14 protein-coding genes are annotated in these 19,465 nt (G+C 33.4%); 11 read left to right on the forward strand and 3 right to left on the reverse strand.

The window, feature by feature from the left end:
• Positions 1-39 precede the first annotated feature (39 nt).
• From EKH84_RS13095 to nth, 3 genes are all read left to right on the forward strand, one after another.
• A complete protein-coding gene (locus EKH84_RS13095; protein ID WP_127066635.1) occupies positions 40-324 on the forward strand; it encodes a hypothetical protein in 285 nt (94 codons plus the stop codon).
• 112 nt (positions 325-436) lie between these two features.
• Positions 437-2,179, forward strand: a complete 1,743-nt coding sequence (locus EKH84_RS13100; protein WP_127066636.1) for a B12-binding domain-containing radical SAM protein — start codon at positions 437-439, stop codon at positions 2,177-2,179.
• A 4-nt stretch (positions 2,180-2,183) separates the two neighbouring features.
• Positions 2,184-2,876, forward strand: coding sequence for an endonuclease III (gene nth / locus EKH84_RS13105; RefSeq protein ID WP_127066637.1), 693 nt, complete (start codon positions 2,184-2,186; stop codon positions 2,874-2,876).
• A 34-nt stretch (positions 2,877-2,910) separates the two neighbouring features.
• Here the strand turns inward: nth and EKH84_RS13110 are convergent, their stop codons facing one another.
• Positions 2,911-4,185, reverse strand: coding sequence for a glycosyltransferase family 4 protein (locus tag EKH84_RS13110; protein WP_127066638.1), 1,275 nt, complete (start codon positions 4,183-4,185; stop codon positions 2,911-2,913).
• A gap of 32 nt (positions 4,186-4,217) precedes the next feature.
• A complete protein-coding gene (locus EKH84_RS13115; RefSeq protein ID WP_013657195.1) occupies positions 4,218-4,832 on the reverse strand; it encodes a hypothetical protein in 615 nt (204 codons plus the stop codon).
• Positions 4,833-4,942: 110 nt separating this feature from the next.
• On the opposite strand from EKH84_RS13115, the gene EKH84_RS13120 reads away from it, so the two are divergent.
• The 3 genes from EKH84_RS13120 to EKH84_RS13130 all read left to right on the forward strand — a co-directional run bounded on the left by EKH84_RS13120 (position 4,943) and on the right by EKH84_RS13130 (position 10,378).
• Positions 4,943-6,988 (forward strand): ATP-dependent helicase, encoded by a 2,046-nt coding sequence (locus EKH84_RS13120; protein WP_127066639.1) that lies wholly within the window; start codon positions 4,943-4,945, stop codon positions 6,986-6,988.
• A gap of 167 nt (positions 6,989-7,155) precedes the next feature.
• Entirely contained in the window at positions 7,156-8,706 is a 1,551-nt protein-coding gene (locus EKH84_RS13125) for a VanW family protein (protein WP_127066640.1), read from the forward strand.
• A gap of 85 nt (positions 8,707-8,791) precedes the next feature.
• Entirely contained in the window at positions 8,792-10,378 is a 1,587-nt protein-coding gene (locus tag EKH84_RS13130) for a transposase (RefSeq protein WP_127066641.1), read from the forward strand.
• A gap of 173 nt (positions 10,379-10,551) precedes the next feature.
• Here the strand turns inward: EKH84_RS13130 and EKH84_RS13135 are convergent, their stop codons facing one another.
• A complete protein-coding gene (locus EKH84_RS13135) occupies positions 10,552-13,215 on the reverse strand; it encodes a transglycosylase domain-containing protein (protein WP_127066642.1) in 2,664 nt (887 codons plus the stop codon).
• A gap of 524 nt (positions 13,216-13,739) precedes the next feature.
• Between EKH84_RS13135 and EKH84_RS13140 the strand changes: the two genes are divergently transcribed.
• The 5 genes from EKH84_RS13140 (at position 13,740) to EKH84_RS13160 (ending at position 19,419) form a co-directional block, all read left to right on the forward strand.
• On the forward strand, positions 13,740-15,845 hold the full coding sequence (locus EKH84_RS13140; protein ID WP_127068068.1) for a glutamine synthetase III family protein: 2,106 nt from the start codon (positions 13,740-13,742) through the stop codon (positions 15,843-15,845).
• Between the two features lie 129 nt (positions 15,846-15,974).
• Complete coding sequence (locus tag EKH84_RS13145; RefSeq protein WP_127066643.1) at positions 15,975-16,913, forward strand: 1-phosphofructokinase family hexose kinase; 939 nt, start codon at positions 15,975-15,977, stop codon at positions 16,911-16,913.
• A gap of 16 nt (positions 16,914-16,929) precedes the next feature.
• Positions 16,930-18,186, forward strand: a complete 1,257-nt coding sequence (hflX, locus tag EKH84_RS13150) for a GTPase HflX (RefSeq protein WP_127066644.1) — start codon at positions 16,930-16,932, stop codon at positions 18,184-18,186.
• Positions 18,187-18,438: 252 nt separating this feature from the next.
• The gene (locus EKH84_RS13155) at positions 18,439-18,684 is read left to right on the forward strand and encodes a DUF6514 family protein (RefSeq protein WP_127066645.1); all 246 of its coding nucleotides are present in this window, start codon (positions 18,439-18,441) and stop codon (positions 18,682-18,684) included.
• A 105-nt stretch (positions 18,685-18,789) separates the two neighbouring features.
• The gene (locus EKH84_RS13160) at positions 18,790-19,419 is read left to right on the forward strand and encodes a YigZ family protein (RefSeq protein WP_127066646.1); all 630 of its coding nucleotides are present in this window, start codon (positions 18,790-18,792) and stop codon (positions 19,417-19,419) included.
• The last annotated feature ends 46 nt before the right edge of the window (positions 19,420-19,465 follow it).

The following is a 19,465-nucleotide window of genomic DNA, read 5'->3' on the forward strand; positions in this document are numbered from 1 at the left end:
TAGAATATTTCATTTCATGAAAAGGAGTATAGCATTCATATGAAAAAATTAATATTTTTATCAGCACTTGTTGTGATGAGTTTTGCTTTTGTAGGTTGCACAGCAACTAATAATGGTACTACAGCAACTAATCCACCGATTGAAAGCACAATGCCAAGTTCTACTGTAAGTCCTACAGTAAGCCCTACAGTAATTCCTACCACAAGTCCTACAGGTAATGCAACTAATGGTGTGGTTAATGAAAAAAATGGTGTGGTTAATGATGGTACTACTACTAACAATAACACTACTAATAAAACAACCACTAAAACAACTACTAAATAAGTAATTGATTTATATAAAAGCAAGGGTGATACCTTTGCTTTTATTTTGTGTTAGGATAAGTTTTTAAAATATGCTATAATGAGGCAAGCAATATATAGAAAGGACTGTTAATTTGAAAGTATTATTATTAGCACTTAATGCCAAATATATTCATACTTCATTAGCTTTGCGTTATATAAAAAGCTACTGTAAAGACTATGAATCCCATATAACTATTTTAGAAACAACTATTAATAACAATGAAACTGAAATGATTAAAGCCATCTATAAGGAAAAACCAGATATTATCGGTATCTCTTGTTATATTTGGAATATGTCTTTTGTAAAAACCTTGATTCCTACATTAAGAAAGCTTTTACCTCATACAACGCTAGTTTTAGGTGGACCGGAAGTTTCTTATGAAGGAGATCACTTATTTGAAGCATTAGATATTGACTTAGTGATGGAAGGTGAAGGGGAAGAGACTTGGAAACAATACTTAGACTATCGTATCCAAGGTAAAGGCTCTTTACACGATATAAATGGTATTATTTATAAGAAGGGAAATGTTATTATTAAAAATGCACCTCGTCAGCCACTTGATTTAAAGCATTTGCCTTTTGTATATGACTCTTTAGAGGGTTTAGAACATAAAATCATTTATTATGAGGCTTCTAGAGGTTGCCCTTTTAATTGCCAATACTGCCTTTCATCCACGCATAAAGGCGTACGCTTTGTTCCTTTAGAACGCGTAAAAATGCATCTTACTTACTTCCTAAAACAGCGCGTCAAGCAAGTTAAGTTTGTAGATCGTACCTTTAATACTAAAAAGGCCTATGCGATGGCCATTTGGGAGCATATTATAGCAAATGATAATGGCTCTACTAACTTTCACTTTGAAATCGCAGCAGAATTAATTGATGATGATATGCTAGAACTTCTAAAAGGTGCTAGAAATGGTCTTATTCAATTTGAAATAGGTGTCCAATCTACTAATATGAAAGTACTAGAAGCCATTTCTCGTAAAATGCCCTATGAAGATATTAAAGAAATAACAAGAAAAATAAAAGCACTAGGTAATATTCATCAACACTTAGATTTAATTGCTGGTCTTCCTTATGAAGATTATGCTTCTTTTAGAAATTCCTTTAATGATGTAATTGCCCTACGTCCTGAGCAATTTCAATTAGGCTTTCTAAAACTTTTAAAAGGATCTGGATTAAGAAAATCAGCAGAAACTTATGGTCTTATTTATAAAGATGAGCCTCCTTATGAAATCCTTTATACAAAAGAAATGAATTTTGATGAAATGCTGAAGTTGCATAGCATAGAAGAGCTTTTAGAGAGATATTATAATAGCGGTCGCTTTCATAACAGTCTAGAGTATTTATTCACCTGCTTTAAATCACCTTTTGACTTTTTTGAAGCTCTAATGGTATTTTGGGAAGAACAAGACTATGATTTGATCCAACACAACAAGCTAGCTTATTATCTTCATCTCATTACTTTTGCAGCCCAGCAGACTACTGTTAACTCTGAACTTCTCAAGGAATATATTCGACTAGATTATATTCTTCACGAACCTATTCGTGAAATGCCAGAAGCATTTGAAACCTTAAATCGTGCAAGCTATAAAGTATATTATAATGACCTACTTAAAGATGATTTGTTTATTATGAACTATCTACCGAATTTAAGTGATTTGGTTCCTAGACAACGCTATAAAGAAACTCATTTAGAGTACTTCCGTTATAATGTATGGGAAAATTATTTAAGTCAAACCTATGATTCAGCAGAGTTATTACAGATTCCTATGGGGATATTATTTGATTATTCCTCTTCACCGATAAAAGGTATTTTAATAGAAAAGGAGTAGAACTATGAAACAAAAACAACAAATTGCTTTTTTATTAGATACATTAGATACGTATTACCCTAAAGAAGTTATTTGCTACCTGCATCATCGCACGCCCTTTGAACTTTTAATTGCTACAATATTAAGTGCCCAGTGTACAGATGACCGTGTTAATCAAGTAACACCTGAGCTATTTAAACAATTTCCAAATGTAGAAGCTTTTGCTACAGCTGAACTCAAGGATGTAGAAGAGGCCATTAAAAGTACAGGGTTTTATAAAAATAAAGCTAAAAACATTATTGCTTGTTCAAGACGGCTAGTAGAGTGCTTTAATGGTGAAGTACCTTCAGATATTGAGTCACTTGTGACTTTAGCTGGTGTAGGTAGAAAAACAGCCAATGTTATTAGGGGAAATATCTTTCATATTCCTAGCATTGTAGTAGACACACATGTTAAGCGCATTAGCATTAGATGGGGGATTACACCTTATGAAGACCCTGTTCAAATAGAAAAAGATCTTATGACTAAATTGCCAGATTCCCATTGGATTCGGTATAATACACAAGTGATCGCACATGGACGTAGCATTTGCACAGCACGTAGTCCTAAATGCTTGAACTGTATGTTTTTAAGCCACTGCCCTTATGGTCTAGTACACTCTCAAAAACAGCTTCCTATAGAAGCACAAGAAGCATTAGCACAAGGTCATATGTATTAATCAAAAAAGTTCCTAGATTACACTAGGAACTTTTTTATTGCTCATCTTCTATGCGGTCTTTAGATGTATTTTTAATATTGTCATTTAAAGTTTGTTTCTTCTTAGCAAGTAGCTTCTTTAAACGAAGGCGAGGTTTCTTATGAGGGTTAGCTTCATAAAATTGATCTAATATTTCATGGTAAAATGCCTCAGCATTTAAACCAAAAGTTTCAGCAGATAAAGGTTTAACAGAGTAGAGGGCATTATTTGCTAAATTTTCTCTATAACTAGAATCTGATAAAATAGTGACTAAAGCTTCTGATAATTCTTCTTGATTATGGAAAAGTAGGCCATTATAGCCATCTCTAATGAGGCCTGCAATACTCTCATCCTCTTGTGCAACGATAGGCAATTTTGCAGCCATAGCTTCTGCAAAAGTTAACCCTTGTGTCTCTGTAACAGAAGCACTGACAAAAACATCACCTAATTGATACATTTTTCCAATACCACTCCATGGTTGCATTCCTGTAAAAATAACCGAATCTCTGACACCTAACTTTGTAGCTAATTCCTCTAGTTCTAAACGAGAAGGCCCATCCCCGACTATAACTAATTTAGCAGTAGGTAGCTTTTTAAGAACAAGTGGCATAGCTTCTATAAGTACATCTATACTTTTTTCTTTTGCAACACGCCCTACAAATAAGATAACAGGGTCAGTTGTTGGGATTTGAAATGTCTCCTTTAAACGGAGAATTTCTTCAGCAGCATATTTTTCACAATTAAAAGGTGAAAAATCAATGCCTGTAGGTATAATACTAATAGGTTTTTTTACACCATAACTTCTTAAAAGCTTTTCTGTTTTTTTAGTAGGAGCAACAACACCATCTACACCATTACAAAAAGATTTACTGTATTTACGTGCGATTTTAGGTGAAAACTCGATTCCTTTAGAAACATAGTGCATATAATCTTCATAAACTGTATGATACGTATGCACAATAGGAATATCTAACTTCTTAGCTACTAATTTTGCAAAAATACCTACTGAAAATTCTGTTTGAGAAAGAATAATGTCTAACTTTAATCGTTTAATTTTATGAACTGCCTTATTAGAATAAATAATCCCTACACGATGATCCTTTAAAAATATAAAGGGCAAACTCGCTATACGATGTACATAAGGTGAATGATCATCTGCATCAGGATGGCTAATCGTAAAAATATAGACATTATGGCCTTGTTCGCGTAATTTCTTCTCCAAGGTTAAAATAGAGCTTACAACTCCATTAACTTGTGGAGAATAGGTATCTGAAAAAATACCAATATTCATTTTATCATCTCACTTTCATTAAGACGTTATCTTTAAGATAACTGACTAAGAACTTTTTCTAAGAGTGGAGAGTTCTTCATATTTTTCATGGCAGTTTCTTTAATCTGATTGAGTGCCTCAGAGTCATTCATTAACTTATAAATTTGAATCAGTAACAAGTAACACTTAGATGCATCACATCCATATAATATACTCATTTCTAGAACTTTTCTAGCTTCTTTAACGAAGCCATTATCATATAATATACTACCATATTCATAAGATATATCCATAAAGTTAAAATAATTTCTTTCATAACTTGTTAACATGTCTAATCCACTAGGTCCAAATTGCTGTTTAATTTCTAAGTTAGACATTTGTTTTAAATTAACCATAGGAGTTTTAGCACAATTTAGAAGTTTCAAGTAAATTTCTTGGCAACTAGAATTGTTAACCACAGGATATTTCTCAAAATCAACTGATAAAAATAAATTCTCTGGAATAGTTTTTGCACGTACAAACTGCATGGTATGTTCTTTTTCTAATGCCTCTCGCCAATCCCCTTTTTTCTGTTTATTCGTCTTTTCTACTCTTTGTTTAAAGGTTAGTCCTAATATGAATATTCCCATGACAAAGCACGCAAATGATGGCAACCAACTTAAATCCATTAATTAACCCCTTTCATAAAAACATTATGTTTATTATAATATAATTTGTCTATAATTTAAAGGGATGATTGTTTCATCTCTTAATTTGACTGGAATAGAGGGAAAATATCATGGATTTAAATAAGAGCCAGAAACAAGCTGTGACCTGTTTACTTAAACCTACCTTGGTCATTGCCGGACCAGGCTCAGGAAAGACACATGTCATTATTAATCGTGTTCATTATATGATTGAGCAATTAAACTGTGCACCACAGCATATACTTGTCGTGACCTTTAGTAAATTAGCTGCGGAAGAAATGAAACAACGTTATGAAAAAATTCATGGTGTAACAGGTGTAACATTTGGTACATTACATAGTGTATTTTATCGCATTTTAAGACGCTCAGACCCAAGACGTTATGCCATTGAACATTTACTTTTAGAAGATAAAAAGAAAAGTATCTTGCAAAACCTTATAAAAGAATTAGAGCTTGATGAAGAAGAAGATTTTATAGAAAACTTTACAAAGCATCTATCACTTATGCAAAACCAACTTATAGAATCCAAAAACTATTATCCTGAAGGGATCTCTAGAGAAGCGTTTATTAAGCTTTTAAAACATTACGAAGCCTTTAAAGAGCGTCATCAAGCCTTTGATTTTGATGATATGCTAGTAGCTTGTTATTACTTGTTAGATAACGATGATGCTATTTTAAAAGTTGTCAGAGCGCAGTATCAATATATCTTAATTGATGAGTTTCAGGATATTAATGAAGTACAGTTTCGTATTATTAAAAAAATAGCAGAAGCAAAACGTCAAATTTTTGTTGTAGGTGATGATGATCAAAGTATTTATCAGTTTAGAGGTGCCAAGCCTGAGTTTTTACTAGATTTTAAAAAGCATTTTCCAGAAGTAGAAGAGATTTATTTAGATGTTAATTATCGTTCAACACAAATGATTCTTAACTATAGCCTAGCTCTTATTGAGCACAATACTAAACGTTATCTTAAGGCATTAACAACGCCTAATGCCAAGGGGAGTGCTCCTTTGTTTATTCCTTGTAAGGATGCTAAGGAAGAAGCTCTTTTAATTGTGAATGAAATTATAAAACGCAAGAATGAAGGACTTCCTTTAACAGAAATGGCTATTATTTATCGTACTAATTTACAAGCAAGACCTATTGTAGAAACTTTATTAGCAGCTAATATTCCTTTTTGTCTACGTGACGGTATGGTCAGCTTATATGATCAGTGGATTACACAAGATTTATTTGCCTACTTATATCTAGCAGAAAATATTAATCAACCTGAGCTAGCAGCCCGCATTATTAACAAACCTAAACGCTATATTAGCAACGCTGCTATGCAGCAAGCTAAACAGATGGGTGAGCATCTTTTTATGAACTTATTAGGGCTAGAAACCTTAACTGAGTGGCAAAAAAACTATATTCAGCAGCTTTTATTTGACCTACAGGTTTTAAAAGAAAAGGATTTGAAAAATGCAATAGCTTATATTCGAAGAAATATCGGTTATGATCAATATGTAATGGACTATGCAAGTTTTCGAAAGATGCCTGCTTCTAGTCTATTAGAAGTACTATATGATATTGAAGATTCAACCGAAGGCTATGTTTCATTTAAGGAATGGGAAAATATGCTTAAAACGATGTCCGAAGAAGTAAAGACACAAACTAATCATAAAAATATCAAGCAAGAAGCACTTAACTTGATGACTATGCATGGTTCAAAAGGTCTAGAATTTAATACTGTTTTTATTATTGGTGTTGTAAATGGGACAATTCCTCATCATAAAAGTCATTTGCCTGCTGAACTAGAAGAAGAAAGGCGTTTATTTTATGTAGCTATGACACGTGCCAAAGAAAACTTATTCATTTATTCTCCAGAAGAACGACATGGGAAAAATGTAGATATTTCTCCATTTATCAGTGAGATTCAGGTGCAATTAGTACAATCAAAACTCAAAGTAGGCCAATCACTTTACCATAAAAGCCTAGGGAAAGGATTAATAATGGAAATATTGGAAAATGCTGTGATGCTTGTTAAATTTAACAATGGACAAGTACGAAAAATAGATAGTCATTACGCTATAAAAAATGCTATAATAGTTTGGGAGGATGAAATAGATGAAAAACCACACAAATCAAAAAAAGAGTAAAAATAAAAAACACAAACAATCCCTTAACATGTTTGAATGGGGGCAAAAGTATAAAAAGACTTTTGCTGGTGCTATATGTGTCATTCTTGCTGTTTCTATGATACTAAGTATATTACAATTTTAATAGACCACTCTTATCAAAGTGATCAATAACTAGGAGGTGCAATATGAAATCCAAAAGTCTCTTAAAATGGAGTGCCATTATTGGGGCTGTTGTCATTATTGGTATATCTCTTGGTACTATAGGTTACATATACACTAAGGTAACTGAATTTGAACAAGTATTTGCCCAAAATGTATATATAGAAGATTTATCTGTTGGAGGTTTAACAAAAGAAGAAGCTAAGCTTAAGCTAGAAAACATGAAAGAATCTGAACTAAAACAGCAATCAATCGTTTTATATAAAAATGAAATTAAAAAACAGATTGCATGTAATGAACTTGGTATAACCTATAATATTGATGAGACTATAAACAAGGCTTTTGAGTTAGGTCATCAGGAATCATTTTTTGAAAAATATCGTATTTCAAAAGAAGGATTAGCAAATGCACAGAAATTCGAACTTACAAAAACCTTTAGTGATGAACCTATCCATAATTTTATAAAAGAAAATGCCACATTCTTTTATAAAGAGCCTGTCAATGCCAGTATTGAACGAAAAAATAGACAATTTTTTGTTACAAAGGAAGTAGAAGGTGAAGCTCTTGATGAAGAAGCTACCTTTGAAAAAATGGCTGAAGCATTAAAGGAACCAAATAATGAACTTAATGAACTTATAGAAGTAGAAGCAGTTACTAAAACTGTTATACCTGAATATACAGAAGCTTCTTTTGCAGATGTCCAGACACTTATTTCAAGCTTTTCTACTTCCTATAATAATGCCAGTGCCAATCGTAATGAAAATCTAAAGGTGGCAGCACAAAAAATCAGTCGCATGCTTTTACCTGATGAGATTTTCTACTTATCTAACCAATTGGAACCATTTACTGAAGCAGCTGGATATAAAAATGCTGGTGTTATCGTTAATGGTAAAATAGAAGATGGCTTAGGTGGCGGTGTTTGTCAAGTTGCATCTACACTTTACAATGCTGTTCTTTTAACAGATATAGAAATTGTTTCTAGACAAAATCATTCCTTACCTGTAGCCTACGTGCCACTAGGACGAGATGCCACTTATGCAACAGGTGTTATAGATTTTAAATTTAAAAATAATACTGGATATCCTCTATTTATCGAAGGCTATTGTGAGAACAATAAGGTATATGTTAATATTTATGGTCATAAAGACGCTATACCTGAATATGATATCAAATTTGATTCTGTAGTAACAGAGGTTATTCCTGCTCCGGCGACTAAATATGAAGATGATTCAACACTTGAAAAAGGTAAAGAAGTAGTAGAGGTAAAAGCTTTAGATGGTAAACGTGTGAAGCTTTATAAGTTATATTACAAAAATGGTGTATTAGAGAAGAAAGAATTAGTAGATACAAGCTATTATAAACCAAGAGCTGCTGTTATCAAACGTGGCACTAAAGAAGTGGTAACCAATCATACACCTGCTACACCAACTACGCCACAAGCTACTACGCCTCCTACGACAGTTCCTGAAGAAACAGAAACAAATCCTACTGGAAACGAGGCCTCTATACCAATAGATGATATCCCTCCATCAGTTAATCCAGATGATTTAAATAACTTTGAAGTTATACAACAATAGAAAAAAGGGGATGTAAAAAAACTCCCCTAACGAAAAAATCGCTGAGGTCGTAAGACTTCAGCGATTTTTTTGGTATAATTTATTTATGCTACTAAACAAAAATACCAATGATAATTTTACACCAAGACAGCTAAAATTACCATTGGATATCGAAAAAATAATTGATATTTCAGATCCAGTATATACTTTATGCGAAGTAATGGATCACATTGACCTAACACGATATTTTGTAGAGAAGGACTGCAAAATAGGTCGTCCAAGATGTGATTCAGATAAAATGCTTAAGATTATACTTTTCACTTTTATGGAGCATGGCATTAGTTCTTTAAGAAATATTGAAAAACTCTGCCGTACAGACATCAGATATATGTATCTTCTTGACGGAATGAAAGCTCCATCTTTTGCTACTTTCAGCAACTTTATTCGTAATGAATTAACGACTTCAATTGAACAAATCTTCATTGATATCAATTCTTATATTTTTGATCAAGAGCATGTGGATTTACATTATACTTACATCGATGGAACAAAGATCGAAGCTAATGCTAATCGCTATACCTGGGTATGGAAGAAATCTTGCATCAAAAATAGAAACAAAGTGTTCGAAAAGATCTCATTACTCATTGATACAATGAATTCAGAGATTCTTAGTTTTCTTAATGTGAAGTTAGAAAAAAGAGATGAATATGCGATTGATTACGTTGAGGCATTGCTTGAAAGTTATCAGAAGGCAATAAATCTAGAGGTTTCAAAATTTGTTTCCGGAGCTGGGCATAAGAAAAGTATCCATCAAAAACAGTATCAGGAAATGCAGGGGTATCTAGAACGCCTCAAGAAATATGCAAAGCACATCGAAGTATGTGGAGAGCGAAGAAATAGTTATTCAAAAACTGATTACGATGCAACTTTTATGAGAATCAAACGTGATTATATGGGAAATGACCAGCTCCTTCCTGCTTACAATATGCAGGCTGCCATATGTGATGAATATATAGCTGTAATAGACGCAAAACCTTATGCTTCAGACATGGAATGTTTTCAACCCTTAATGGAAAAGTTTAATGCTACTTATGGTCATTATCCAACGTATCCTGTTGCTGACGCAGGATATGGTTCTTATAACAATTATCTTTATTGTGAGGAACATGGCATGGAAAAATATATGAAATTTACTATGTTTGAGAGGGAAACTAAGAATCAAAAATATCATTATGATCCATATCGTGCAGTAAATTTCAAAAGAGATGAACACGGAAACCTGATCTGTCCTAATAATAAAAAGTTTATATATAAATGTGATAGGCATATATATAAAAATCAATATGGTAGAACAGAAGAAATATATGAATGTGAAGACTGTGCAGGATATCTATATCGTAGTGAATGTTGCAAAAGAGCACATGGAAATAGAACAATACGCCTTAATCGAGAATTAACAGAAATACATAAGGAAGTAATAAATAATCTAGAATCAATTCATGGTGCCTTATTGTGTATGAACAGAAGTATTCAATCAGAGGGGACATTTGGGATAATTAAGTGGGATAGATCTTATAAAAGATTATTTCGGCGAGGTGAAAAAGCTGTCATTTTAGAATTCACGTTAATTTCTTGTGGATACAACCTCTATAAGTATCATAACAAGAAACATCGGACATCCATAGCTGCATAAAAAACGGATATAATATCATCATTTAAAGCCTATAAAACCATAGGCTTAATAAGTGACTTCTAATTTTGTGATAATGACAATAAATCTATAAAAAACAAGGAGCAGGTCGCTACAGGCGACCTGCTCCTTGTTTCGAGGCTGTTTTTTTACAGCCCCTTTTTTCTTATTTATTTTTATCCTTGTGGAAAGAAGAAGCCATCATCATCATCAACACCTGGAGTAGGATTTGGATCTACTGTTGGTGGCAAACTTGGCTCTGGTATGGTAGGTGTAGGGGTTGGTGTTGGTGAAGGATATGCACCTTCTGAGCCATCATCAGGTATATCTGGTGATGGAGAAACTCCTGGAATATCACCTGGATTTTCAGGGTTTTCTGTATTATCTGGTCCATGAATATCACAAATCTCATCTTGAACAATAACACCGTCTACTACCTTTCTTACACGAGTTTCTTTAACACGTTTATCAGCTGGGCAGTATTCGTTGGCTACTTTATGTGATTCTGTACAAATTTCAACTTCTACGTGTAAATCACAGTATTCAGTAGGCTTATTAGCTGATGTAAAGAATTCATTTTTAACAACATGATTTGGATCAGCTTCACAAAGAGCAGTAGCACGTTTTCCAGAAACTGTACAAATCTTAATCTCAGAAACACCACTATTATCAATAGTAACTTTTGGGAATGATTTGTACTCTAAATCTTCATGTATTTCACTCATAATTTTACCCCAAATAACAAGGTGATAGTTACCACCATTATTAATTGGTGCAGGCTGAGAATAGCCGGACCATATAGTTGCTACATAATAGGGAGTATAACCCGCAAATACAAAGTCTTTATTATCAGTTGTTGTACCTGTTTTACCAGCAATAGGCATCCCTTTAAAGTTAGCTCTTACCCTCGCTCCTGTATGAGGACTTGGGCCATCCACAACCTCCTGCATCATATTCGTTAACATACGTGCTGTAGATTGTTTAAGAACAGTATGAGAATGAAGTGTAATGGCTTCATTTGTATTATCTATAATAATACGGTCCTCACTATCTTTTACTTGAGTATAGAAAACAGGTTTGACATAAACGCCATCATTAGCAATAGCACCATAAGCAGCGTTAAGCTCAAGTGGTGTAACACCTTGAGTAAGACCGCCTAGTGGAAGCGAGTGTACTTTATCTGAATCTGATAAAGTTGTAAATCCAAAACTTTTCAAGTAATCAAATGCATTTTCAATACCAACATAGTCAACTGCTGTTTTAACGGCAATAACATTCATTGAGTTAGCAATAGCTTGACGTACTGTATAAGTCCCTGTATAATTCCCATCCCAGTTTTTAGGTGACCAAGGTTTACCATCACCTAATTTATAGGTAATATGCTCATTAATAATTTCAGAACCTGGTGAAAGTTTACCCATATCCAGTGCAGGTGCATACGCTGCTAATACTTTAAAAGTAGAACCTGGTTGTCTCTTGGCTTGAGTTGCATAATTAAAGCTTAAGTTAGATTTTTCACCACGACCACCAGATAAGGCTTTTACTTGACCTGTTGCGTAATCCATGAGTACAAAAGAAGCTTGTGGCTGAGGTTGTTTAATCAGGTTTTCAGTATAAGTATCCTCTGATGTAATACCCCATTCTTCAAGTTGTTTTTGTTTAAAACTTTCAACTTCATCTTCATTATTAACAATAATATTATAAACCTGCTCTTCAATAGGTGTACCATCTGCTTTTTTACCAGAAATACTATAATCTAATTGAATTTTATAAAGGTGAGCAGGGTATAAGCTGTCATCTTGGATGTATTTATCTGCAATTTCTTGCATTTTAGTATCCATTGTACTATAAATCTTTAAGCCACCACCATAAATCATTTTTTTGGCATTGGCTTCTGTATAACCTTGGTCTTTCAAATCTGATACAAGTTGGTTAAAGAGTGCATCTATAAAATAGCTATGTGGTTCTTTTTCAAGATATTCTTGATGTACCTCATAAATATTTTCATATGGATTTTCTTTTAAAGCTGCTGCATGTTCTTCTGGCGTAATATACCCTTGATCTTCCATTTTTTGAAGTACAACCTTAACCTTCTCCCAGTTATTCTCTGGATTAGAAATAGGATTGTAGTAAGTTGGCCTTTGAGTAATAACAGCAATAACTACACATTCTGTTAAACTAAGATCTTTTACATCTTTGCCAAAGTAACGCTTAGAAGCTGCTCTAACACCTGAAACACCTTGTCCTAGTCCAATCGTGTTTAAATAATACTCTAAAATAGTATCCTTTGAATAAAGCTTCTCAAACTCGATTGCTAAATATTGTTCTTGAATCTTACGTGTAAACGCTTTATCAGAACTTAAAATATTATTTTTGATAAGCTGTTGGGTAATGGTACTTGCTCCTTCACTTAAGGAACCACTTTTTAAATTGGTTACAATTGCTCTAAAAATACCTCTGATATCAATACCATTATGCTCGTAAAAACGTTCATCTTCCGTAGCAACAACGGCATGTTGCAAATTAAGAGGGATATCTTTAAGTTCTACATATTCTCTGTTTTCCGCTGGTTCAAAGCTATCGATAGGCTTTCCCTCTGAATCATATACAAAGGAAGTGTAATTTCCCTGAGGGCTAATATCCAATGTAGATGGGTCTGGGGTACTTTTTATAATACCAATAAAAATGCCTAAACCTCCGCCTACTAGGGCAAACATACCAATAATAAGGGATATAATAATAATACGAAAAGCTGTTACTTTTCCTTTCTTTTTCATTTGCTTAGTTTTACTTTTGTTCTTTTTCTCTATTTTGTCTCGAGAATCTTTTGAGTAATTCATAATTTCCTCCTCCTCAACGCTATATTATATCAAAAATATCAGTTTTAAGCAAAATAAGTGTTAGGCATTACCCACCTATTATATAACAATTTTAGGTTTAAATATATAACAAACACATTAAGTTTTCGTATAAATGGAAAAAACAGGAATATATTTTGTGTAAAGTAGGTTTTAGGAGGAAACAAATTCCACACATTATTACTATTTCTATTAACTCTAAGTATTATTATTGCCATTATTTCCATTATTTATATTCAATGAGGTACCAAAATTATTCCTCCTATTATAAGTGGTACAAAATAGAAGTAACCTTTCATGTTACTAAAGCTATGAATAGTTCACTCTCTATTGTCCTTAAAATCTATGAGACTAATGTTTCGGCTTTATATTTCGAAGAATTAAAATTATATTATTCAGCATAATACTCTATAAGATAAAAAAATACGTAAATTAAGGTTGTCATTCCTCAAAACACCATGTTATATTTATGAAGACGAAATTAATAGTAAAGAGGTATCGATGTGATGAACGATTTAAAGCTTTCTGATTTATTTGGAGTAAATGTTTTTGATGACAATTTAATGCGCGAGCGATTACCCAAAGCGATTTACAAAAAATTACATAATACCATTGACAAAGGATTGCCACTTGATCCTGCAGTGGCTGATGTAGTTGCTAATGCTATGAAAGATTGGGCAATTGAAAAAGGAGCCACTCATTTCACACACTGGTTCCAACCTATGACCGGCAAAACAGCAGAAAAATATGATTCTTTCTTATCACCAACTTCTGACGGTCGCATGATTATGGAGTTTTCTGGTAAAGAGCTTATTAGAGGAGAAGCTGATGGTTCATCCTTCCCATCTGGCGGTTTAAGACAAACTTTTGAAGCTAGAGGCTATACCGTCTGGGACTGTACTTCTCCAGCTTTTTTAAAAGAAGATGCAAGTGGGGTAGCACTTTGCATTCCAACTGCTTTTTATTCTCATACTGGTGAAGCATTAGACAAGAAATCTCCTTTATTACATTCAATGGAATGTATTCAAAGCGCAGGGATTCGTGTATTAAGAGCCATTGGGGATGAAGCCACTACAAAAGTAACAGCTACCGTTGGTGCAGAACAAGAATATTTCTTAGTTGATAAAAGACAATATCAACAACGTAAAGATTTAATTTTTGCAGGTCGTACACTCTTCGGAGCAATGCCTCCTAAAGGTCAAGAAATGGAAGACCATTACTATGGTAGTATTAAAGAAAAAATTGCTAAATATATGCGTGACATAGATGTAGAACTTTGGAAATTAGGTGTACCTTCAAAAACCAAACATAATGAAGTAGCACCTGCACAACATGAGTTAGCTCCTATCTTTACAACTGCTAACGTAGCCTGTGATCAAAATCAACTTATTATGGAAACACTTCAAAAAGTAGCCAATAGACATGAATTAGCTTGTTTACTCCACGAGAAACCTTTTGCTTATGTTAATGGTTCTGGAAAGCATGTTAACTGGTCATTAGTAACCGATACAGGTAAAAACTTGTTCTCACCAGGAAAGCATCCTCACGAAAACAAAGAATTCCTTCTTTTTACATCAGCAGTTATTAAAGCTGTAGATGTTCATGCGGATTTATTAAGGCTCTGTGCTGCTACAGCAGGTAATGACCATCGTTTAGGAGGTAATGAAGCACCTCCTGCTATTATCTCTATTTTCCTTGGCGATGAAATCACTCACTTATTTGAGCAAATTTCTCAAGGTGAAGAGGTCATTGAAAAAGGCAAACAAATGATGGAGATGGGTGTTGCCACATTACCACAACTCAAAAAAGAAGCATCCGATCGTAATAGAACATCACCTTTTGCTTTTACTGGTAATAAGTTTGAGTTTAGAATGTTCCCATCCTCAGAATCTATTGCTGAAGCAAATACTTTTTTAAACGTTATGGTAGCAGATGTACTTAACGAATTTGCAAACCGCTTAGAAACAGCAGAGGATACTCAAAAAGAAATGGAAGCTATCGTTAAAGAAACGTATTTAAACCATAAACGTATTATTTTCAACGGCAACGGCTATTCAAATGAATGGGTAGAAGAAGCAGCACGTCGTGGTTTATCTAATTATAAAACAACAGTAGATGTACTACCTTGCTTCATTAAAGAAGACTCTATTGCTTTATTTGAAAGAAATCAAATTTTCCATCGTAGTGAACTTTTCGCACGTTATGAAATCTTATTAGAAGAGTACTATAAAACCCTTAATATTGAAGCAAGAACAATGCTTGATATGGTCCAAAAACAAATTATGCCTGCTACACTTCAATACACAACTCAAATTGCAGAACATATTATTGCGTTAAATAAAGTAGGGGTATTTGAAGTTAATGCCCAAACAGAACTTCTACAAAGTTTAACAACTGCTATTAATACTTTAAAACAATGTACTGATCAGCTTCACCAAGAGCTTGAACAAAGCACTCATATTGAAGAGGCTTATGATAAAGCCGTGTTCTTTAAAGAGCATATTTTAGTAGACATGGAAGCTTTACGTCAGGTTGCAGATGAATTAGAATTACTAATCGATGAAAAAGCATGGCCAATTCCAACTTATGGTGAACTTTTATTTAGAGCTTAATCAAACATCTCAAAAGTGTTTTGTAGACTTTTAGGTCTATAAAGCACTTTTTTAAATTCTTTATGGATAATTTTATAAGGAATATGCTATAACTATATAAGTAGACTAACATAAAGGTTGGTGAAAAAAATGATTATTACAATAACCCCCTTTCCATCAATTGAATACATATATGGTATTGAAGAATTCACTCCTAATTGCCAAATTTCTTCTAAAAATGTATCTCTCAATGTCTTATCAAAAGGGGTTTATAGTGCTCAAATGATGAAGGTACTTCAAGAAGAACCTATTTTATTAAGTAGCTTTGGAGGATTTGCGGGAAAAAGTATTAAACACTATTTAGATAAAGCTAAGGTTAAATCGGATATTGTTTGGACAGACTATGAAACACCTCATCAGGTTAAAATCACTCTCTCTACCAGTTCCGACTATTATGCTATTTGTAGTGAAGAAGATTTTGCTATTGAAAAAGAGATCCTTAAATTAAGTTATAAACTTAAAACGCATATCAAAAAAGTGTCAACCTTGGTTTTATCTGGGAGATTACCTCATGGCCAAAATCCTCAAATATATAAGGAATGGGTAAAGGAAGCTAAAGCCCATAATGTTAAAACCCTTGTGTCAACAGGCCAAAAAGAAGTGCTTGACTTTGTTTTAGAAGAAAAACCTTATGCACTTATGTTTACACTCAGTCAACTAAAAGAATTAGGGTATGATATTTCTAATATAGAGACTATTTTAGATCAATTACTTCCCTTGTTTGAACACGGCATTCACTATATTGGTGTTTACTTAAAGGAAAAAGGAGCTCTCATGCTTTCTAAGCATAAATACTGCTTAGTTGAATCACCTTTTTTACCTATTAATAAGAATAATACTGCTGCTAGCGGTGCTTTTTTAGGGGCCTTTGCCATTGGTATTAATCGGAAGTATGAATTAGAAAGATTCTCTAAACTTTGCTTATGTGCTGCTTCAGCAGCTAATTCAAATGTTAATTATCAAATCTGTACAAGAAAAGATGTAGAGAGTCGTTTGAAAAAAACTAAAATCAAACAACTTATCCGCTAATTAAGAAAGGAATACTATGATTACACATAAAGAACAGATAGAAAGATTAATTCTTGTGGCAGCACAGAAGAAACAATATAAAGAAGAAGAGGCATGGGAAAGCTTAGATGAACTTGCTGAACTTGTAAAAACTGCCGGTGGAGAAGTCATAACACAAGTCTTACAACGTCTTGACCACATTAATCCTGGCTTTTATATTGGCTCAGGAAAAGTCGAAGAAATCAAAGAAATGGCTCAGCTTCATGGGGCTACAGGGATTGTATTTGATGATGAGCTGTCCCCTATTCAAATGCGTAACTTAGCAGAAGCACTTCAAATTAAAGTAATGGATCGTACAATGGTTATTCTAGATATCTTTGCTTCTAGAGCACTTTCTAAAGAAGGTAAGCTACAAGTAGAAATGGCTCAGCTTAAATATCAATCATCACGTTTAATAGGCTTTGGGACAATGCTTTCTAGACAAGCTGGTGGTATTGGTAGCCGTGGACCTGGTGAAAAGAAACTTGAACTAGACAAACGTCATTTAAAAGTGCGTATGGAAATCTTACAAGCAGAACTGGCAGAAGTTGAGAAGCATCGTCAGCTTATTCGTTCAAGAAGAGATAAAAATAATACACCTGTAGTAGCTATAGTAGGTTATACTAATGCAGGCAAATCTACCTTACTTAATCAGCTCAGTGGTAGCGATGTTTATGTACAGAATCAGCTTTTTGCAACACTAGATCCTACTACACGTGGTATCACTTTGCCTAGTGGCTCTGAGATTCTATTAACAGATACAGTAGGCTTTATTCGTAAATTACCACATCACCTAGTAAAAGCCTTTTATTCGACATTAGAAGAAGCTAAATATGCAGATATTATTCTCCATGTTATGGATGTCAGTTCACCTCATTTAGAAACACATCAACAAGTCGTTTATGAAACTTTATCGCGCTTACAAATATCAGATATACCAATTGTTGCTGTTTACAATAAAATAGATACTCATGCCGAAGACTATCCTAAAGATGAACATGCTACCTATGAAACGTATATATCTGCTAAAGAAGGCATTGGCTGTGAGCATTTATTATCTGTTTTAGAAGAAATTTTATATAGTAACATGCAAGCTTTTGATATAGATGTTCCTTATACTAACCAAGATATTGTAAGATATTGTCATGAATACGGAGAACGCTTAGAAGAGGAGTATACAAATGAAGGTGTAAAAGTAAAAGGCTACATGCCAAAAGATAAATTTTATAAAATTGAAGCATATATTTTGTCGTAATCATGTGAATTATTAGATTATAGATAAGTGGGACAAATTAAATATCGCAATATCTGCCATTATCCTTACTTTTTAAAAGATTTTTTTATCTTTGCGTTTTGTTTTTACCATTATTTGTAAGTTATCTGTAGAATAGGGTAGCTTTCCACGGAATAAACACGATATATTATTGTGTGAAATTTCAGCAAATAATAGTATAATAAATCCATGAGCAGAGGCAAGAAATAAAATTCTTTATCTTGGAGGAAGTTTATGTTAATGGAAAAGCAATATATTGGACAATGCGAAATCCCAAATATGACCATTCGCTACTACATGATTAAACAAGGTACTTACTACGGAGTTGAACTAGTCGAAGAACAACGAGATAAACTTATTTGTATGTCAGAATTGATATCAGAGGTAGCCGAAGTAGCTTTATCTCTTGCTGAAAAACTTTTTAAGAATAATGTAACAAACGTTACTTTAACAGATATTATTGATGACTGGATTGGCTAATAGCTATCAAGACTACTAGGAACAGCTTCCTAGTAGTTTTTTGTTGCTATTCATTTATTTTTTATGATAGTATTAAATTAATTTTAACAACAAGGTGATATGATAATGGATTCTTTTAAAACAATAGCTCAAAATGGTGAAGCACTCATCATTGAGAAGAAATCAAAGTTCATTGCAACTGTTTATCAAGTGCAAACAGTAGAAGAAGCAGATTTATACATGCAACAGCTTCGAAAAAAGTATTACGATGCCACGCATAACTGCTTTGCTTATCAAATAGGAGAGAATGATGAATTTCAACGTTCAAGTGATGATGGCGAACCCCAAGGTACTGCTGGAAAACCCATATTAGAAGTCTTAAAAGGAGAGCAAGTAAAAAATATACTTATTTGTGTCACAAGATATTTTGGTGGAACGCTTTTAGGAACAGGTGGGCTTGTAAGAGCTTATGGTAGAGCAGCTAAAGAAGGCTTACTTACTGTTGGGATTATTGAGAAAAGACGTATTCGTCTTTTTACTTTAAAAATGCCTTATACACTATCAGGGAAAGTTCAATATCTTTTAGGTGAGAGGAACTATGTTATTAGGGAAAGTATTTACCTAGAGGATGTAACCTTTATTGTAGAAGTACAAGTTCATGAGGAGAAAGCCTTTATCAAATGGTTAGAAGAAAGCACAAATGCAGGTATTGACATTTTACCAGGAGCATATGATTGGATTGAAGTGAAACTATAAGGACTTATTGCTAAAAATAAGTAGCTTATGGTAAAATAAAGCATAT

This window comes from Cellulosilyticum sp. WCF-2, from assembly GCF_003990395.1.
Lineage (GTDB): Bacteria > Bacillota > Clostridia > Lachnospirales > Cellulosilyticaceae > Cellulosilyticum > Cellulosilyticum lentocellum.